The sequence below is a fragment of the Dactylosporangium aurantiacum genome (assembly GCF_000716715.1).
In the GTDB taxonomy this organism is placed as follows: domain Bacteria; phylum Actinomycetota; class Actinomycetes; order Mycobacteriales; family Micromonosporaceae; genus Dactylosporangium; species Dactylosporangium aurantiacum.
Window position 1 is genome coordinate 193,452 of record NZ_JNYJ01000022.1, and the last position, 17,566, is coordinate 211,017.

16 protein-coding genes are annotated in these 17,566 nt (G+C 76.6%); 6 read left to right on the forward strand and 10 right to left on the reverse strand.

All coding sequences use genetic code 11. From position 1 onward, the window contains the following. Entirely contained in the window at positions 1 to 783 is a 783-nt protein-coding gene (locus tag OP18_RS25120; RefSeq protein ID WP_052387268.1) for a hypothetical protein, read from the forward strand. A gap of 138 nt (positions 784 to 921) precedes the next feature. On the opposite strand, the gene OP18_RS52980 is transcribed toward OP18_RS25120, so the two are convergent. From OP18_RS52980 to OP18_RS25145, 5 genes are read right to left on the reverse strand one after another with little or no spacing between them, the layout of a single operon-like run. Next, entirely contained in the window at positions 922 to 2,694 is a 1,773-nt protein-coding gene (locus OP18_RS52980) for a hypothetical protein (protein ID WP_033361440.1), read from the reverse strand. 8 nt (positions 2,695 to 2,702) lie between these two features. Next, positions 2,703 to 3,620 carry a hypothetical protein gene (locus tag OP18_RS25130; protein WP_033361441.1) on the reverse strand — a complete coding sequence of 306 codons (918 nt, stop codon included), beginning with the start codon at positions 3,618 to 3,620 and terminating at the stop codon, positions 2,703 to 2,705. A 48-nt stretch (positions 3,621 to 3,668) separates the two neighbouring features. Further along, positions 3,669 to 4,325 (reverse strand): 4'-phosphopantetheinyl transferase family protein, encoded by a 657-nt coding sequence (locus tag OP18_RS25135; RefSeq protein WP_033361442.1) that lies wholly within the window; start codon positions 4,323 to 4,325, stop codon positions 3,669 to 3,671. A 2-nt stretch (positions 4,326 to 4,327) separates the two neighbouring features. After that, entirely contained in the window at positions 4,328 to 5,605 is a 1,278-nt protein-coding gene (locus tag OP18_RS25140) for an aminotransferase-like domain-containing protein (RefSeq protein ID WP_033361443.1), read from the reverse strand. After that, positions 5,605 to 6,717, reverse strand: coding sequence for an alpha-hydroxy acid oxidase (locus OP18_RS25145; RefSeq protein WP_052387269.1), 1,113 nt, complete (start codon positions 6,715 to 6,717; stop codon positions 5,605 to 5,607). Before OP18_RS25145 ends, OP18_RS25140 begins: the two co-directional genes overlap by 1 nt. Positions 6,718 to 6,797: 80 nt before the next feature. Here OP18_RS25145 and OP18_RS25150 point away from each other — a divergent pair, with 80 nt between their 5' ends. The 3 genes from OP18_RS25150 to OP18_RS25160 are packed head-to-tail and all read left to right on the forward strand — an operon-like array spanning position 6,798 to position 9,270. Beyond that, on the forward strand, positions 6,798 to 7,481 hold the full coding sequence (locus tag OP18_RS25150) for an SGNH/GDSL hydrolase family protein (protein ID WP_211273659.1): 684 nt from the start codon (positions 6,798 to 6,800) through the stop codon (positions 7,479 to 7,481). 2 nt (positions 7,482 to 7,483) lie between these two features. Continuing rightward, positions 7,484 to 8,419, forward strand: coding sequence for an alpha/beta hydrolase (locus OP18_RS25155; RefSeq protein ID WP_033361445.1), 936 nt, complete (start codon positions 7,484 to 7,486; stop codon positions 8,417 to 8,419). Further along, positions 8,404 to 9,270, forward strand: coding sequence for an aminoglycoside phosphotransferase family protein (locus tag OP18_RS25160; protein WP_033361446.1), 867 nt, complete (start codon positions 8,404 to 8,406; stop codon positions 9,268 to 9,270). Before OP18_RS25155 ends, OP18_RS25160 begins: the two co-directional genes overlap by 16 nt. Before the next feature lie 93 nt (positions 9,271 to 9,363). Here the strand turns inward: OP18_RS25160 and OP18_RS52985 are convergent, their stop codons facing one another. Together OP18_RS52985 and OP18_RS25170 are read right to left on the reverse strand one after the other, a co-directional pair. Further along, on the reverse strand, positions 9,364 to 11,691 hold the full coding sequence (locus OP18_RS52985) for an ATP-binding protein (protein ID WP_052387270.1): 2,328 nt from the start codon (positions 11,689 to 11,691) through the stop codon (positions 9,364 to 9,366). 309 nt (positions 11,692 to 12,000) lie between these two features. After that, positions 12,001 to 12,492, reverse strand: coding sequence for a MarR family winged helix-turn-helix transcriptional regulator (locus OP18_RS25170; RefSeq protein WP_389250615.1), 492 nt, complete (start codon positions 12,490 to 12,492; stop codon positions 12,001 to 12,003). A gap of 56 nt (positions 12,493 to 12,548) precedes the next feature. Here OP18_RS25170 and OP18_RS25175 point away from each other — a divergent pair, with 56 nt between their 5' ends. Beyond that, the gene (locus OP18_RS25175) at positions 12,549 to 13,538 is read left to right on the forward strand and encodes an EamA family transporter (protein ID WP_033361448.1); all 990 of its coding nucleotides are present in this window, start codon (positions 12,549 to 12,551) and stop codon (positions 13,536 to 13,538) included. Between the two features lie 106 nt (positions 13,539 to 13,644). Here OP18_RS25175 and OP18_RS25180 read toward each other — a convergent pair whose 3' ends face one another. The 3 genes from OP18_RS25180 to OP18_RS25190 are packed head-to-tail and all read right to left on the reverse strand — an operon-like array spanning position 13,645 to position 16,254. Next, on the reverse strand, positions 13,645 to 14,217 hold the full coding sequence (locus tag OP18_RS25180; protein ID WP_033361449.1) for a TetR/AcrR family transcriptional regulator: 573 nt from the start codon (positions 14,215 to 14,217) through the stop codon (positions 13,645 to 13,647). Next, positions 14,217 to 15,173, reverse strand: coding sequence for a class I SAM-dependent methyltransferase (locus tag OP18_RS25185; RefSeq protein ID WP_052387271.1), 957 nt, complete (start codon positions 15,171 to 15,173; stop codon positions 14,217 to 14,219). The genes OP18_RS25180 and OP18_RS25185 overlap by 1 nt, the downstream gene beginning before the upstream one ends. A 4-nt stretch (positions 15,174 to 15,177) precedes the next feature. After that, a complete protein-coding gene (locus OP18_RS25190) occupies positions 15,178 to 16,254 on the reverse strand; it encodes an ROK family transcriptional regulator (RefSeq protein WP_033361450.1) in 1,077 nt (358 codons plus the stop codon). A 42-nt stretch (positions 16,255 to 16,296) separates the two neighbouring features. Here OP18_RS25190 and OP18_RS25195 point away from each other — a divergent pair, with 42 nt between their 5' ends. Then, a complete protein-coding gene (locus OP18_RS25195) occupies positions 16,297 to 17,535 on the forward strand; it encodes an MFS transporter (protein ID WP_033361451.1) in 1,239 nt (412 codons plus the stop codon). Positions 17,536 to 17,566: the final 31 nt, after the last annotated feature.

Consider the following 17,566-nt stretch of genomic DNA (forward strand, 5'->3'; position numbering starts at 1 on the left):
ATGCCCGTCGAAGACCGCTGGGGGCTCCGGCGCGCCGTGTCGCGCCGGTTCCCCGAACCGGCCGCCCTCGCCGCCGACACCGGGCACGCCGCCCGCCTGTCGACGTACCTCACGGACCTCCTCGCGCCGCACGGGCTCACCCTGTCCCCCGGCGCGCTCGACCCGGTGCGGGGGCAGTCCTACGGGGAGATGGCCGTGGAGCTCCTGCCGTCCTCGCCGGTCGACCTGCTCGTGCTCGCCTACGACGTGCCGGACATCTCCCCCGGGCGGGCGGTCAGCACGTACCTGACCCACGTCTGCCCCGGCGAGCCGATGTCGTTCGCGGTCTCCGACCAGGGCCGGGCCGCCGCGTTCACGGCCCTGTCGCTGATGCGCACGTACGCCGCGACCCATCCCCGGGCCGTGCTCATCGCCGTCGAGCAGGCGGACCTGCCCTACGACCCGGGCGTGCCGGTGACCCTGCCGGCCGCGCACGCGGGCGTCGCGTTGCACCTGGACACGTCCGCCGCGGCCGCCCTGACCTCGGTCACCGTGACCCCCGACGCCGACGCGGTGCTGGACGGCCTGGACGGCCTGGACGCCTCGACCGTGGTGCTCGGCGGCGGCCTCGCCGCGTTCGCCGACGACGTGAAGGCCGACCGGGTCGTCCTGGCCGACCCCGCCCAGCCGATGACCGGCGTCTGGGCGGCCCTCGCGGGGCTCGACCTGGCCACCGCCGGGCGGATCGCGGTCGCCGACCACGACCCGGTGCTGCGCTACCTGTGCGTGGCCGCCTTCGGCTGACCGGGACACCGGCGCGGTTCACCAGTTGCCCGCGCCACCAGACCGCCGTACGCGGCATCCGCGGTCCCGGGGCGGCGCCGGGCCGGCGTCGCCGGCGGCGTCAGCGTCACCGGCCGCGGTCCGCGGCGGTGACGGTCCTCAGCGCCACCAGGCGGCCGTCTGCAGCACGGCGTCCAGGCAGGGGCCGACGCCGGCGCCGGTGAGCGTCCCCACGAATCGGGCGAGCCCGGCCAGGCCGGCGAGCGCCGTCGCGCGGTCCGGCGCGGCGAGCGCACGCCGCAGGACCGCGAGCGCCAGCGGCGCCTGTGCCGGGTCCGCCTCGACACAGGCGGCCGCCCGCCGCGCCATCGCCGCCATCGTGATGTCATCGGACGCCACGGGGGTGTAGCGGGCAACCAGCGCGGGCGGCAGGTGCGGCGCGAGCCCGGCCACCGCCCACCTGCGGTCGTGCTCGGAGGGCAGCGCGACCGCGGCTGCCATGACACGGTCGAGCCGGTCCGGCGACAGCACCGGGCCGAGCGTCACCAGCATGCGTGCCAGCCTGTAGTCGACCGTGGCGCCTTCGACGGTCGCCAGGGCCTCGCCGGCGAGGGCGTCGCGCTCGTCCGCCGGCAGGTGCGGCAGCAGGACCACCAGCGCGGCGAGCCGGGAGGGCAGGTCGCCGGTCGAGGCGGCCGCGGCGAGCGCCTGGGCGAGCACGTCGGCGCGCCGGTCGCCGGACAGGTACGGCAGCAGCGCGGTGAGCGCCTCCGCGCGGCCGACGTCCAGGGCGAGGGCGGCGGCGACGGCCTGCTCCAGCTGGTCCGCCGACAGCAGGGGCAGCAGCGCGGGCAGCTCGCCGGGCAGCGCGTAGCCGCGGTCGCCGGCGGTGGCCGCGGCCAGGGCGACGGCGACCGCCCGCTGCCGGTGCCCGTCCGGCAGGTGCGGGGCGAGCGTGGCGAGCGACCAGACGAACGGCACCGGTGCCGCCGCCCGCGTGTACACCTCGTGCAGCAGGTCGGCGGGCAGGTACGGCACGAGCCCGGCGAGCGCGGCCGCGTGGTCGTTCATGACGCGGATGTCGGCGAGCGACTCGACGGCCGGTCCGAGGACGGCGGCACGGTCCCCGGCCGGCAGGTACGGCAGCAGTGCGCCCAGCGCCGGGACCCGCAGGTGCGCGTGCTCGACGCCCAGGACCGCGCCGGTCGCCCGGCGCAGCAGGTCCAGGGGAAGCGCCGGCGCCAGCCGGGTCAGCAGCCCGGTCCGGGTCCCGGGGTGCTCGACGGCGACGGCGGCGTCCAGGGCCGGCGCCGCCGCGACGGGCAGGTGCGGGGCGAGCGCGACGAGCACCTGCGCCCGGTGGGCCGCGTCGCCGAACGCGGTCGCGGCGCGCAGGACGTCGCCGAGCCGGTCCGTGCGCAGGTGCGGCACGAGCGCGACGAGGACCCGGGCGCGGGCGCCGGCGTCGCCGACGACGACGGCGGAGTCGGCGAGCATCTTGCGGAGCAGGGCGCCTCGCCGCTCGGCGGGCAGGCGCCGGGCCAGCGCGACGCGCACGGGTATCGCCGTGGACCCGGGCGGTCCGCCGGAGGCGACGGCCAGGGCCGGCTCGACCTGGTCGGGTGGCAGATGGGGCACGAACGACCACAGCAGCTGCCCCCGCTCGCGCCCGCCGGCGGCGGCGACGGCCATCACCGCGGGCCAGTGCCGGTCCGCCAGGTACGGGGCGAGGCGGGCCAGGTCGGCGGTCTCCGGGTCGGCCGCGAGGTCGTCGAGCACGGCGTCGAGGCAGCGGTGGAGCCGGTCCGGTGGCAGGTGCGGGACGAGGTCGAGCAGCGCCGCCGTGCGCTCGCGCCGGCCGTCGACGGCGGTGGCCGCGTCCAGCGCCCGCTCGATGACGGTGCTCCCCGTCCCGTCCGGCGCGTACGGCACCAGCGCGGTCAGCAGCTGCGCGCGGGCGGACGGGTCGGCCAGCGCGCCGGCGGCGCGAGCGCGCGGCGGCGGGGACCGGCCGGCAGGCGCGGTGCCAGGGCGGCGAGGAGGTGGGCCCGCGCCGGCTCATGGGTGCTCGCCAGCGCGGTCGCGAACAGCTGGGGCAGCCACCTGTCCGGCGCGTGCGGCACGAGCAGCGCCAGCATCCTCGCGCGGCGGTCCGGGTACGGGCTGTCCGCGGCGGCGACCGCGGCCCGCTCCAGCTGCCGGGGCGAGAGGTGCGCGACGATGCCGGCGAGCGCCTCCTCCCGGTACGCGTCGTGGCAGGCGAGGACCGCGTCGAGCGCGGCGGCGACCGCGGCGGCGCGTTGCCCGGGCGCCAGATGCGGCAGGAGCGCGATCCAGCCATGGACCCGCCGGTACGGCTCCGGTATGCCCGCCACCGCCGCCGAAGCCAGGGCGAGCAGCTCGGGCCGGTCCGCGACCGGAGCGTGCGGCAGCAGGCCGAGCAGGTCCTGGCCGTGCCCGGGGCGGATCCGGCGGTCGCGGTGCAGGTGAGCCACGGCTTGGCGCACCGACCAGACGCCGTCGGCCACCGCCAGCTCGAGCAGGTCGGGTGTGACGGCGGTACGCCGGCCGCGCAGGCTCGCGGTGACCAGCCCGAACCAGATCTCGTCGTGCAGCGCGGGTGCGGGCTCCCCGGCCTCGACGGCGGCGTCGGTCCGCCCGGCGGCGGCGCGCCGGGCCGGCTCGACGTCGTCGAGGTAGTCCTCGATCGTGCCGTGCGTCTCGTGGAACCGGCACCAGGCGTTGACCGGCCCGGTGTCGGTGTCGACCGAGGTGAGCAGCAGCCGGCGCAGGTCCTGCCACCGGCCCTCGCGAGCGAGACGCCGCGCCGCGTCCCGGTCGTTGATCGTCTCGGACATGCGGCGCACTGTGTCAGACCCGGTCAACTGCCGTACCGGTCACGGATCTCAGGCGGCGCCGTGCACCCGCTGCGTCACCGTGAACGGCTCCTCGCCGGCGAGGGCGACCGCGGCCCGGAACCCTTCCGGCGCCGCGAGGTCCGCGATCCGGAACGGCCCGTCGTGCTGGACCACCACCGGCGCCGGGCCGGCCACCGGCGTCGCCAGCCCCCGGGTGAGCCTGGCCCCGGCGGCCTTCACCAGGGACTCCTTGCGGGCCCACAGCGCCGCGAAGCGTTCGTGGCCGCCGTCGCCGGTGACCAGGTCGGCCTCGCCGGGCGGGTAGAAGCGGCGGGCCATCGCCGCGCAGTCCAGGCCCGGCATGACCCGCTGCAGGTCGACACCGACGGGGCGGCGGGGGGACACGGCCACCATGACGAGGTCGCCGGAGTGCGACAGGTTCACCTCGACGCCGGTGTACGGCCCGGTCAGCGACGGCTTGCCGTTGGCGTTGTGCGCCCACCGCAGCGCGTGCGGCGGGGCGTCCAGCACCGCGCCGACGAGGCGGCGGGTGACCGCGTGCGCCACCACGAACCGGCGCCGGTCGATGGGGTGCACGATGGTGGCGTGCCGGCGCCGCTCGTCGTCGTCGAGCAGCACGGCCAGCGCCGGCAGCGCGTCGTCGGGGACCCGCGCGTCGGCGAGCCACACCTCAACCGCGTCCATGCTCAGGCGGCAGCGTCGATCAGGCCCGCGAAGCGGCGCACGCCCTCCTCGATCCGGGCCGGCTCCAGGGCGCTGCACGACAGCCGGATCGCGTGGTCGCCGCCGCCACCGAGGTAGAAGAACCGCATCGGGGTCCACAGCACCCCGTGCTCGCGGGCCGAGACCTCCAGCAGCTCCTCGGACGCGTCGACCGGCACGTCCACCACGACGAAGAACCCGCCGCTCGGGCTGTTCCACCGCACCGGCGTGCCGGCGAAGTGCCGCTCCAGGGCGGCCAGCAGGGTCTGCAGGTTGCGCCGGTAGAAGCGGATCTTCGCCTGGTTGGCGCCGCGCAGGCTGAACCCGCTGTCCAGCAGCATCCCGCCGACCACCGCCTGGGACAGCGCCGAGGTGTTGACGGTGAGCATGCTCTTCACCGTCGACAGCTCCTCGGCCAGCAGCGTGCGCCGGCCCGAGGCGTCCACGACCGGCTGGTCGGCGACGAGGAACCCGACCCGCACCCCCGGGAAGTACGACTTGGCGAACGACCCGAGGTAGATCACGCGCTGGTCCGTGTCGAGGGACTTCAGCGTCGGGCGCGGCTCGTCGTCGAGGCCGAACAGCCCGTACGGGTCGTCCTCGAGGATCAGCAGGTCCGCCGCCGCGGCCACGTCCAGCAGCGCCCGGCGGGTCGGGACCGGCAGCGACACGCCCGACGGGTTGGCGAAGTTGGGCACCACGTACAGCGCCTTCGGGGTGCGCCCGCTCGCCCGGACCTCGGCGGCCACCGCGGCGACCGTCTCGGGGTGCAGCCCGTCCGGCGCCTCCGGCACCGGCACCACCTCGATGCCGAGGATCCGGGCGGCGCCGGTGAACCCGACGTAGCACGGCTCGGCGGCGAGCACCACGTCGCCGGGGGCCGCGCACAGGCCGCGCAGCGCGATCACCATCGCCTCCTGGCAGCCGGCGGTCACCATGACCGCCTCGTCCGGGACGCGGATGTCCTCGTCGACGTCGAGCATCCGGGCGATGAGCCCGCCGATGTGGCCGTTGGTGCGCCCGTACTGGGTCAGCAGCGGCCGGCTCTGCACGTCGCTCAGCCCGCGCTCGCGCAGGTGCGTCAGGTACGCCTGCAGATGCTTGTCGATGTCGGCGACGGCGTGGAACTCGTCGAACGGGCGGCCCGCGGCGAGCGAGATCGCGTCGGGGAACCGGCCGGCGACCTCGTTGAGGAAGTTCATCGACGCCGACACCGGGTCGGAGACCGACACGTGCAGGGCTTCCCTGTGCAGCTTCACCATCACCGCTCATCTCCTGGTCGGGCCCGCACCACCGACCGGTCCAGGTCGGCCAGGCGCGGACGGCCGGCGAGCGCCATCGCGTGCGCCAGCTCCTCGGTCGTCGTGCGCAGCAGCCCCTCGACGCCGTCGGCGCCGCCGGCGGCGAGCCCCCACAGCGGCGGCCGGCCCAGCAGCACCATCCGCGCGCCGAGGGCGAGCGCGGTGAGGGCGTCCGTGCCGCGGCGCACCCCGCCGTCGAACAGCACCGGCACGGCCGCACCGGCCGCGTCGACGACCTCCGGCAGCGCGTCGAGGCTGGCGACGGCGCCGTCGAGCTGGCGGCCGCCGTGGTTGGACACGATGATCCCGTCGACGCCGTGCGCCACGGCCAGGGCCGCGTCCTCGGCGGTCAGGATGCCCTTGAGCACGATCGGCAGGCTGGTGCGCTGCCGCAGCCAGGCCAGGTCGGCCCAGGTGACGGCCGCGTCGAAGGACTCGGCGGCGTGCTCGGCGATCGCCGAGCGGCCCTCGTCGCTGTGGTGGGTCAGCGCCATGACCGCCGCGTCGATGTTCACCGCGGCGACGTCGCCGCCGATCGCGAAGCCGTTGCGCATGTCGCGCCAGCGCCGGCCGATGCGGGGGGCGTCGACGGTCAGCACCAGCGCGCCGAACCCCGCGGCCGCGGCCCGCTCCACGAGACCGGCCATCACCTCGCGGCGGCGGAACCAGTACAGGTGCAGCCACAGCCCGCTGCCGGCCGCCCCGGCGATGTCCTCGAGGGTGCGGCTGGCGAACACGCTGACCACGAACAGCGCGCCGGCCGCGCCCGCACCCCGCGCCGTGGCGACCTCACCCTCGTCGTCCACGAGGCGGTGGTACGCGGTGGGCGCCACGCCGACCGGTGTGCGGTACCGGGTGCCGAACACCGACACCGCGGTGTCGACGGTGGACACGTCGGTCAGCACCCGCGGCCGCAGCCGGAAACGGTCGAACGCGGCGAGGTTGGCCCGCAGGGTCCGCTCGGACTCCGCACCGCCCTCGATGAAGTCCCACACGTCCGGATCGACGACCTCACGGGCGAGACGCTGGTAGTCGGAGGCGGTCAGAACCGGCCCGGTCTGAGATCGTGTCACCGGCGCTCCATAGGCGGTAGCCTATCGGGACCACGCAACGCCATGACATGAGCCGAAAGGCTTATATGCCCATCGATAGCATGCTGACCGCCGAGACATCCGACCCGTTCTGTCTCGGCGACGGCGAGGCCGAGCGCCTCCTGCGGGGCCACCCCTGGCACCGGTTCGCGGTCCTCGGCGACAGCGTCGCCGAAGGCCTCACCGAGCCCGTCGACGGCTACCACCCCCTGGCGTTCCCCGACCGTCTGCGGGTGGAGCTGGCCCGGCACCGGCCCGGCCTCGCGCACCGCAACCTCGGCCGGCGCAACCTGCGCGCCGCGGAGGTCCTCGCCACCCAGCTCGGCCCGGCGCTGGCCTTCCGGCCCGACCTCGCGCTCGTCGTGTGCGGCGCCAACGACGCGATGCGCCCCGGCTACGAGGCCCGCGCCGACGCCGTCGACGCGACGCTCACCGCGCTGGTCCGCCCGCTGCAGGACGCCGGCGCCACGGTCGTCACCGTGTCGCTGTTCGTCATGCCGCGGTACCCGCGGATGCCGGACTGGCTCGGCCCGGCGTTCTCCCGCCGGATGGCCCTGCTCGGCCGCCGCACCACGGCCCTCGCCGAGGCCCTCGGCACCGTCCACGTCGACCTCGCCACGCACCCCGCGATCGCCACCGGTGACGTCCTCACCGGCGCCGACGGGCTGCACGGCAACGGTCGCAGCCACGCCATCGCCGCGGCGGAGCTGATCCGCCGCCTGTCCCGAGAGATCCAGGGAGCCTGACGATGCCACTCGACCCGCAGCTGCAGGCGATGCGCGACCAGCGCGAGCGCGACGGGGCCACCCCGCTGTACGCGATGACCCTCGAGGCGGCCCGGGAGGCCGACCTGGCCGCCATCAAGGCCGGCGGTGGCACCCCGGAGCCGGTCCACGAGGTCACCGACCACTGGATCGACGGGCCCGGCGGCGAGCTGCAGGTGCGGGTGTACCGGCCGTCCGGCGACCGCCCGCTGCCGGTGCTGGTCTACTTCTTCGGCGGCGGCTGGGTCCTCGGCGCCATCGACACCGCCGACGGCATCTGCCGCACCCTCGCCAACAGCGCCGGCTGCCTGGTCGTCGTCCCCGGCTACCGGCTCGCGCCGGAGCACCCGTTCCCCGCCTCGATCGAGGACTGCTACGCCGCGGTGCGCTGGGTCGCCGACCACGCCGCCGAGCTCGGCGCCGACCCGGACCGCATCGCCGTCGGCGGCGACAGCGCCGGGGGCAACCTGGCCGCCGCGACCACCCTCATCGCCCGGGAGGCCGGCGACCTCACCCTCGTCGGCCAGCTCCTCGTCTACCCCAACACCGACCAGCTCGCCGACGACGAGTCGATGCGGGCCAACGGCGACCCGTACCTGTTCAACCACCACTCGGTCGCCTGGTACCGCAAGCACTACCTGATCGACCCCGACGACGCCGAGAACCCCCTCGCCTCGCCGCTGCGCGCCGAGTCGCTCAAGGGCCTGCCCCCGGCGCTGGTCATCACCGCCGAGTACGACCCGCTGCGCGACCAGGGCGAGCGCTACGCCAAGCGCCTCGCCGACGACGCCGTCCCGGTCACCCTCGCCCGGTACGACGGCATGGCGCACGGATTCTTCGCCATGGCCGGCGCGGTCGACGAGGCCCGCGTCGCCCTCGCCCAGGCCGCCGCGCAGCTGCGGGCGTGGTTCACATCCTGACCGCCCTGCGGCGCAACGTGGCCGGCACGTGGGGCGCCGCCGGCGAGCGCTGGCTCGCGGACCTGCCCGACCTGCTCGCCGGCCTCGCCGCCGACTGGGGCCTGACCCTCGGCGCGCCGTACGACCTCACGTACCACTACGTGGCCGCGGTGCGCCGCGCCGACGGCACCCCCGCGGTGCTGAAGGCCGGCTTCGAACTGTCGGCCGAGGCGGCGGCGCTCGCCGCGTTCGACGGCCACGGCGCCGCCCGCCTGCTGCGCGCCGACCCGGCCCGCGGCGCCCTGCTGCTGGAGCAGGTCAGCCCCGGCGACCGGCTGCGCGACCTCGCCGCCACCGACGACGCCGCGGCCACGGCGGTGCTCGCCGACCTCATGCGCCGGCTGCACGTGCCGCCCGTGCCGGGCCTGCCCACCGTCCTGTCCCAGGTCGGCGCGCTGGACCGGCACCGCGGCGCGGTCCCCGCCGACCTGGTCGCCGAGGCCGCCGCCGTCATGCGCCACCTGTGCGCGTCCGCACCCCGTACGGCGGTCCTGCACGGCGACCTGCACCACGACAACGTGCTGCGCGGCACCCGCGAGCCGTGGCTGGCCATCGACCCGCACGGCCTCGTCGGCGACCCCGGCTACGAGGCCGGCTCGATCCTGTTCAACCCCGACCCCGGCGACCGCGACCCGGCGCTGACCGCCCTCGTCCCGGCCCGCCTGCGGCAGCTGTCCGCGGCCCTCGGCGAGCCGATCGACCGGCTCGCCGCCTGGGGCTTCGTCAAGGCCGTCCTGTCCTCGGTGTGGACCGCCGACGCCGGCGGCGGTCCGGACCGCGCCCTGGACGTCGCCCACCTCCTGCGTCCTTGACCGGCCCGCAGGCAGCGCTGCAGGCGCTCGTGCCCTGCCACAGGCACCGTCGGGGCGCCCTGACCGACGCGACCAGCGCTCGACCCACCCCGTTCAGGGGGCGTCGGGGAGGCGGGACAGCAGGGCATCGCCCCACGGGTAGTCGGTGTCGCCGATGAGGGCGTCCGCGGTGGCGCGCTCCGCCACGGCGGCGGCGACGTCGCCCCGGGTGTTGAGGACGGCGGCGACGCGCAGGCGGGCCTCGCCCTCGCGGACGCGGTCGCCGAGGCGGGCGTAGCGGTCGGCGGCCTCGCGGTACCGCAGCAGGGCCGTGCCGAGGTCGTCGCGGCGTTCGGCGACGAGGCCGAGGCCGAGCAGCGCACCGCCGACGGCGGCGCCGTTGCCGATGCGTTCGGCGAGGGTGCGCATCCGGCCGAAGCCGCGTTCGGCGTCGTCCCAGCGGCCGTCGCTCTCGGCGGTCCAGGCCAGCTCCTGGTGGTAGTACGCGAGCAGGTAGTCGTCGCCGGCGCGGGCGGCGACGGCCTCGACCTCGGCGGTGACCGCGTCGGACTCGGCCCGGCGCCCGGCGAACCGGTACGCCAGGCCCAGCACCAGGCGCACCCAGCCGGCCTGCGCCGTCTCCGCGTCGGCCGGCAGCAGCTCCCGGGCCCGTTCCATCATCGGCACGCTGAGCTCGTGGCGGCGGAAGTTGTTGTACAGGGTGCCCAGCGCGGTGCGTACCTCCACCTCCTCGTCGACGCGGCCCAGCTCGACGAACAGGTCCAGGGCCCGCAGCAGCGCCGCCTCGGACTCCGCGAAGCGGTGCAGGTCCCGCAGCGCCTCGCCGCGCCGGCGCACCGTCTGGGCGGTCTCCCACCGGTCGCCGGCGGCCTCGGCGAGGGCGACGGCCTCGTCCGCGGGCGGCAGGGCCCGCTGGACCTCCCCGGCGATCGTCAGCGAGTGCGACACCCAGCGCAGCGCCCTGGCCCGCCCGACCCGGTCGGCGCCGGCGGCGTCCGCGGCGGCCGTCCACATCGCGACGCGGTCGAACGGGTCGGTGACGTCCGGTTGCACGGCGTCGACGAGCGCCGTCACGGCACCGTGCCGGCCCGTGGCGACGCCCTCGGCCAGCACCGCGGGCAGCCCCGCGGCGTCCGTGCCGGCGGGCCGCGCCCGGTGCCGGTCCAGCAGCCAGTCGAGCAGGCGCTGCGAGGTCTCCGCGTGCTCCTGCGCGGTCAGCGTCTCGGTGGCGAACAGCCGCAGCAGGTCGTGCAGGTGGAACCGGTCGGGGCCGGGCGACTCGACCAGGAACGCGTCGACGAGCCGGTCCATCGACTGCCGCGCGGCGGCCTCGTCGACGCCCGCGCGGGCGGCCGCGGCGGCGAGGGTGAACACCTGCCCCGGGTGCGACCCGGCCCGGCGGAACACCAGCCGGTCCACTTCGGACAGTTCGGCGTACGCGGCCTGGAACGTCGAGCGCACCGCCAGATCGCCCTGGCGCAGCTCGTCAAGGCGCCGGTGCTCGCCCGCGAGCCGCTCCGCCAGCGCCGACGGCGTCCACTGTGGACGGGCACGCAGCCGGCCGGCGACGATGAGCACGGCGAGCGGCAGCCCCGCGCAGGCGGCGACGAGCGCCCGCGCACCATCGGGGTCACGGCGCACCGTGCCGGCGCCGGCGACGCGTTCGAGCAGCTCGACGGCGGCGTCCTCGGGCAGCGCGGCGAGGGGTACCGCATGCGCGTTGGCGACCCCGGTCAGCTGCCGCCGGCTGGTGACGATCGTGGCGCACCGGGCCCCGCCCGGCAGCAGCGCGGCCACGTGCGCGGCGTCGCGGGCGTCGTCGAGCAGCACCAGCACGGCCCGGTCGGCCACGGCGGAGCGGAACCGCGCGGCGAGCTCCTCGGTGCCACCCCGGCGCTCGTCCTCGGGCACACCGAGCGCGGCCAGGAACCGGCCCAGCACCGCCTCCGGCGCGACCGGCTCCGCCGACGCGCCGCGCAGCGTCGCGAACAGCTGCCCGTCAGGGAACTGGGGCCGCAGCGCGTGCGCGGCGCCGAGCGCCAGCGACGTCTTGCCGGTGCCGGGCGCCGCGGCCAGCGTCACCACCGGCGACTCGCCGCTGAGCACCCGCACGATCTCGGCGACCTCGGCGTCCCGCCCCAACAGCGGCGTCGCCGCGGGCAGCTCGGCCGGCGCGGCCGGCCCGGGCGGCGGCCCCGGCACTGGTGCGGGCCCGGGCCCCGGCGGCGGCGCCGGCTGCTGCCAGAGCGCCAGCCCCGCACCGGCCAGGCCGAGGACCCCGACCGCGGGCCAGGCCAGCCATGCCACCTCGTCCAGCGGGTCCGGCAGGGTGCCACCGGTGGCGACGTTGACGGCCACCGCGAGCAGGACCGAGAACAGCCCCGACACGACCGCCAGCAGTACCCCCGACCGACTCCGCATGCAGCGATCTTCGCCGATCCTGCGCCTCGTCACCAACCCCGGGTGGTGGTCACGCCCCGCATCCGCCGGTCCGGCCCGGCACCGGTGTCGTGACCGCCGGCAGTCCGGCGAACGCAACGTGTGCACGACAGCGGGCCCCGGCTTCGTGAGCCAGGACCCGCCGTCTGTGGCGCCGCTTGCCTCCGCAGTCGATAGGGCGGTACGGGGGCGAAGGGCTTCTCTTCTCTGGTTGCCTCGCCCGGCGGAGGTTCAAACCTCTCCGGCGCGGCCAATTCGAGTCCACAGTGGATGATGGTCCGGCGGGTGCGGTCAGCTCTCCTCGGCGGCGGCCAGCAGCTCGCGCAGCAGTGCGGCGAGCTGGCGGCGGCGCGGCTCGGGGAGCCGCTCGAGCACCTCCCGCTGCGCGGCGAGGCCCACGGCGACGGCCTCGTCGATGAGGGTGCGGCCGGCGCCGGTGAGCGTGATGACGAGGCCGCGGCGGTCGGCGGGGTCGGGCGAGCGGGCCACCAGCCCGGCCCGCTCCAGGCGGTCGAGCCGGCCGGTCATGCCGCCGGACGTGAGCATCAGCGAGGCGGCGAGCGCCTTGGGCGACAGCTGGAACGGCGCGCCCGCCCGGCGCAGCGTGGCGAGCACGTCGAACTCGCCCCGGTTGATGCCCAGCGCGCCGTAGACCCGCTCCTGCCGGTCGCCGACGATGCGGGCCAGCCGGTACACCCGGCCGAACACCGCCATCGCGTCGGTCTCCAGGTCGGGCCGCTCGCGCCGCCACTGCTCGACGATCCTGTCGACGTCATCTGCCACGTCCCGCATTCTCGCACATCTTGCATCTAAGTAGCTTAGTGCTAAGCTACTTAGTCATGAGGAACCTTGCGCTGGCGACCGCCGCGGCACCGGCCCTGTGGGGCACCACGTATCTCGTGACGACCGAGCTGCTGCCCGACGGCCGGCCGCTGCTCGCCGGGACGCTGCGCGCCCTGCCCGCCGGGCTGCTGCTGGTCGGGGTCGTCGCCGCCCTCGCCGGCCGGCGCGCCCTGCCCTCGGGCGCCTGGTGGTGGCGGGCGGCCGTGCTCGGCTTCCTGAACATCGGCCTGTTCTTCGCCCTGCTGTTCGTCGCGGCCTACCGGCTGCCCGGCGGCATCGCGGCGGTGCTCGGCGCGCTCGGTCCGTTCGTGGTGGCGGCGCTGGCGTTCGCGCTGCTGGGGCAGCGCCCCGGGCTGCGCGTCCTGGCGGCGGGCACGGCCGGCCTGGCCGGCGTCGCCCTGCTGGTGCTGCGCTCCGACGCCGCCCTCGACCCGATCGGCCTCGCCGCCGCGGCCGCCGGCATGGTGTCGATGTCGCTCGGCACCGTCCTGGGCCGCCGCTGGGGCGCCCCTTCCGGCCTGCCGGACCGGCGCACCGCGCTGCTGGCGCTGACCGGCTGGCAGCTGACCGTCGGCGGGCTGCTCCTCGCCCCGGTGATGCTCGCCGTGGAGGGTCTCCCGCCCGCGCTGACCTGGACGAACGTCACCGGGTTCGGCTACCTGTCGGTGGTCGGCACGGCCGGCGCGTACTTCGTGTGGTTCCGCGGGGTGACGGCGCTCGCCCCGGCCAGGGTCAGCCTGTTGAGCCTGCTCAGCCCGGTGGTGGCGGCCGTGCTCGGCTGGCTCGCCCTGGACCAGTCGCTGTCGGCCGGCCAGCTGCTGGGGGCCGCCGCCATCCTCGCCGCCGTCGTGGTGGGCACCCGCACCCCGGTGGAGGCCGCGCCCTCGGCACCCGGCGCGTCGTCACCGGCCCCGGCGGCGCGGGCTTCCACGCTGCCGTCATTGGCGCTGCCGGCTCCTGTACCGCCGGTGCCGGCCGGGCGGTAGCACCCCGGCCGGCCAGGTGCGGACGGCGCTGCGGGCGTGGCGCGGCGGGCCAGGCGCGGGCCAGGCGCGGGCCAGGCGCGGGCCAGGCGCGGGCCAGGCGCGGGCGTCAGGTGGGCGGCGGGTCGAGGACCGCGCGGAGCAGGTGCTCGGCGGTGGCGGCGAGCCGGTCGTGGTCGAGGGTGTCGTCGAGCACGGTCTGCAGCAGCAGGCCCTGGTACACGGCGATGAAGACCCTGACCAGGGAGTCCAGGTCGACCCCGGGCGGCAGCGGGGCATCGGCGAGCAGGTCGGCGGCCTGGGCCACGGGCCGGTCGACGCCGGAGCGGACCAGGTCGCGGATCGGCGCGGAGCGGACCGTCTCGGCCCACACCTGCAGCGAGAGCCGCAGGGCGTCGCGGGCGGCCGGGTCGCCGAGGCCGCGCAGCAGCTCGCGGTACGTGCCGAACGGGTCCTGCTGGAAGCGGCGTTCACGCTGCTCGTGGCGTTCGGTGACGATGGCGGCGATCATGTCGTCCTTGCCGGTGAAGTACCGGTAGACGAGGCCGGCGCTGACCCCCGACTCGCGGACGATGTCCTGCACCGAGGTGCGGTGGAAGCCCTGGCGGGCGAAGCAGGCGGCGGCCGCGTCGAGGATCTGGCGGCGGCGGGCGGCGAAGTGGGCGTCGTCGACCTTCGGCATCAGCGGCCACCGTCCACGGCCGCACCACCGTCCACGGCCGCGCCACCGTCCGCGGGGGCTTCCACCACGGCGCGGGCGACCCGGTAGAACTCGGCGGTCGGCTCGGCCCGGCGGGACGCGGGCAGGAACCGCTCCGCGGCGGCCCTCGTCGACAGGTCCTCCACCAGCCGCAGCCCCCGGGCGCGCAGGTACGCGGGCACCTCGGCCGGATCGAGGCCGAACGTCCACGGCTCCCCCTCGCGGCGCACGGCGTCGTGCCACTCGGCCGCGCCGGCGAAGGTGGCGGTGCCGTCGAGGACGGCGCGGTGGACGTACGTGACGATGACGGTGCTGCCCGGCGGGCACAGCGCGACCAGTCCGCGCAGCGTGGCGTCGACCGACGCGGCGTCCAGGTAGTTGGTGACGCCCTCCCAGATCACGGCGGTGCGCCGGGCCGGGTCGAAACCGGCGGCGCGCAGGACCGTGCCGAGGTCGTCGGCGGTGAGGTCGGCGGGGACGAACACCACGCCCGGGCGGGCGGCACCGCCGAGGCGGCGGCGCTTGGTCGCCTGGGTCGCCGGGTGATCGACCTCGAACCACGTCACGCCCGGCGCCGCACGCCCGTCCCGGCTCCACGTCGCGTCGGGTGCGGTGCGGTGGGCGCGGCTGTCGAAGCCGGCGCCGAGCAGCACCACCTGGCGGGCGCCGCCGGTCAGGGCCGCGGCGAGCCATTCGTCGATGAGGCGGGTGCGCACCACGGCGGAGGCGCGCGGACCGCCGGACCAGCGCCGGTCGATGTAGCGCACGAGCGCGCCGTGCACGCCCGGCAGCCGGCACAGCGCGACCACGGTGCGGTGCCGGCGGGGCAGCAGCCGGCGGGCGGGCGGGTCGCGGAACAGCCCGCCACCGGGCCGGACCGTCTCCAGGGCGCGGAACAGCGCGACGTGCTCGGCGGTGCGGCTGCTGCGGTCGATCACGCCGTCAGAATAATGAACGAACACCCATTTTTGAAGGGATGCCGTACGCGGCGTCGAGCACCTGCATGGCCGCCCCCGCGGCGATCACGTCGGCGCCCAGCTCGGCGAGGGTCACCGACACGTCCTGCCAGTGCGAGCGGGGGATCTCGGCTCGGGTGGCGTGCTCGTACACCTCGGGGTGCCGCAGCAGGTCGGCGCCGGCGAGCACGACGTGGTTGACGTCGGTGGTCCGCAGCAGGTTGACGATGCCGGTGGCGAGCACCCGCGCGGCGGTGTCGAGCCGGCCGGCGGCCACGGCGGTGTCGTGCAGGATCTCCAGGCACCCCGACCGCCCGCAGACGCAGCGCGGGCCGTCGAGCTGCATGACCGTGTGGCCGAACTCGCCGGCGTTGGTGTGCGCGCCGCGGTACGCCGCACCGCCGAGCCACAGGCCCGCGCCGATCCCCGACTCGACCATGATCAGGGCGCCGTCGCGGAACGTGGGCCCGCGCCGCCACGCCTCCGCGGTCACGCCGGCCGTGACGTCCTTGTCCAGGTGTACGGGCACCCCCAGCGCCTCCTGGGCGAGCTGCCGCAGCGGCACGTCGTGCCAGTGGCGCAGCCGGTGCGCGTCGCGGACGATGCCGGCGGCGTGGTCGAGCGGGCCGACCATGCCGATGCCGACGCCGACCGGGTCGCCGCCGGTGCGCCGGGCGTCCCGCCGGACCGCGTCGAGCAGCTGGCCGGGGGTGAAGTCGGGCGGCAGCGGCGTGACCGTCGAGGTGAGCACCGTGCCGGCCAGGTCGGTGAGGACGGTGCGCAGCGTCCGGCGGGCCACGTGGATCCCGACCGCGTGCCGGCTGCCGGGCACCAGGCGGTAGATGCTGGCCGGCTTGCCGACGCCCTGCCGGCGCACCCCGCAGACCTCGACCAGGCCCTGCCCGGTGAGGCGGCCGAGGACCTTCGACACGGCCTGCGGCGTGAGACCGGTCGCCTCGGCGACGCCCGCACGGTCGAACTCGGCCCTGGTGCGGGCGAGCGCGACGACGAGGGACTCGTTGTAGTCCCGCAGGTGCTCCAGGTGAGCGCCGGGCGTGTCCATGCCCATATCCTATTACGCAACAGCGTTGCTAAAATGTCCGGCATGGACCACCTCACCGCGTCCCGGCGCTGGACGGCGCTGCTCGCCCTGTCGCTGGGCGGCTTCGCCATCGGGCTCACCGAGTTCGTCGCGATGGGGCTGCTCCCCGACATCGCCCGCAACCTGCTGCCGTCGCTGTACGAGCAGTCCAGCGCCAGGGCCGTCGCCCGCGGCGGCTGGATGATCACGGTCTACGCGCTGGGTGTGGTCGTCGGCGCCCCGACCATCGCCGCGCTCACCGCCCGCGTGCCGCGCAAGCAGCTCGTCGTCGGCCTGCTCGCGCTGTTCGCGGTGGGCACGGTCGCCTCCGCGCTCGCGCCGACGTTCGAGCTGGTGCTCGCCGCCCGGTTCGTCGCCGCCCTGCCCCACGGCGCCTACTTCGGCGCCGCCGGGCTCCTCGCCGCCGCGATCATGGGCCCCGGCAACCACGCCAAGGGCTTCGCCGTCGTCCTCGGCGGCCTCACCGCGGCCAACCTCGTCGGTGTCCCCGCCGTCACCAGGCTCGGCCAGGCCGCGGGCTGGCGCAGCGCGTACCTGGCGATCGCCCTCATGTTCGGGCTGACCCTGCTCGCCGTGGTCGCCACCGTCCCGGCCGTCGCCGCGGCGGTCGACGGCTCGCCGCGCGCCGAGCTGGCCGCCTTCCGTGCGCCGCAGGTCTGGCTGGTCGCGGCCGTCGCGGCCCTCGGCTTCGCCGGGTTCTTCGCCATCGACAGCTACATCGCCCCGGTCACCACCCACGTCGCCGGCCTGTCCACCGGCACCGTGCCGTGGGTCCTCGTCGCCGTCGGCCTCGGCATGACGGTCGGCAACGCCGCCGGCGGTTACTTCTCCGACCGCGACCTGCGCCGCAGCATCCTCGGCGGCTTCGTCGGCTTCATCCTCGCCATGGTGGTCTTCGCGCTCGTCTCCGGTTCTCCCGTGGGCCTGTTCGCCGGGGCGTTCCTCCTCGGCGCCGCCGGCCTGTTCCTCGGCCCCGCCATGCAGTCCCGCCTGATCGGCGTCGCCCCCACCGCCCAGCTCATGGGCGCCGCGGTCAACCAGTCGGCGATGAACGTCGCCAACAGCCTCGGCGCCGCCCTCGGCGGTCTGGTGATCGCGAGCGGGTGGGGGTACGTGGCACCGGCCTGGGTGGGGGTCGCCCTCGGCGTGGTCGGCCTGGCGCTGGCGTCGGTGAGCTTCGCCCTGGACGACCGCAGCACCCGCCGCGCCGCGGCCCGCGCACCGGCCCTCACGCACGGCTGACCCGCCGCACCGCCGCCGCACCGCCGCCGCG

What these genes read in the sequence shown, in the direction of transcription:
- OP18_RS25120 (WP_052387268.1), top strand. Translation starts at nt 1, where the DNA reads ATGCCCGTCGAAGACCGCTGGGGGCTCCGGCGCGCCGTGTCGCGCCGG.
- OP18_RS25130 (WP_033361441.1), bottom strand. Translation starts at nt 3,620, where the DNA reads ATGTCCGAGACGATCAACGACCGGGACGCGGCGCGGCGTCTCGCTCGC.
- OP18_RS25135 (WP_033361442.1), bottom strand. Translation starts at nt 4,325, where the DNA reads ATGGACGCGGTTGAGGTGTGGCTCGCCGACGCGCGGGTCCCCGACGAC.
- OP18_RS25140 (WP_033361443.1), bottom strand. Translation starts at nt 5,605, where the DNA reads ATGGTGAAGCTGCACAGGGAAGCCCTGCACGTGTCGGTCTCCGACCCG.
- OP18_RS25150 (WP_211273659.1), top strand. Translation starts at nt 6,798, where the DNA reads ATGCTGACCGCCGAGACATCCGACCCGTTCTGTCTCGGCGACGGCGAG.
- OP18_RS25155 (WP_033361445.1), top strand. Translation starts at nt 7,484, where the DNA reads ATGCCACTCGACCCGCAGCTGCAGGCGATGCGCGACCAGCGCGAGCGC.
- OP18_RS52985 (WP_052387270.1), bottom strand. Translation starts at nt 11,691, where the DNA reads ATGCGGAGTCGGTCGGGGGTACTGCTGGCGGTCGTGTCGGGGCTGTTC.
- OP18_RS25175 (WP_033361448.1), top strand. Translation starts at nt 12,549, where the DNA reads ATGAGGAACCTTGCGCTGGCGACCGCCGCGGCACCGGCCCTGTGGGGC.
- OP18_RS25180 (WP_033361449.1), bottom strand. Translation starts at nt 14,217, where the DNA reads ATGCCGAAGGTCGACGACGCCCACTTCGCCGCCCGCCGCCGCCAGATC.
- OP18_RS25190 (WP_033361450.1), bottom strand. Translation starts at nt 16,254, where the DNA reads ATGGACACGCCCGGCGCTCACCTGGAGCACCTGCGGGACTACAACGAG.
- OP18_RS25195 (WP_033361451.1), top strand. Translation starts at nt 16,297, where the DNA reads ATGGACCACCTCACCGCGTCCCGGCGCTGGACGGCGCTGCTCGCCCTG.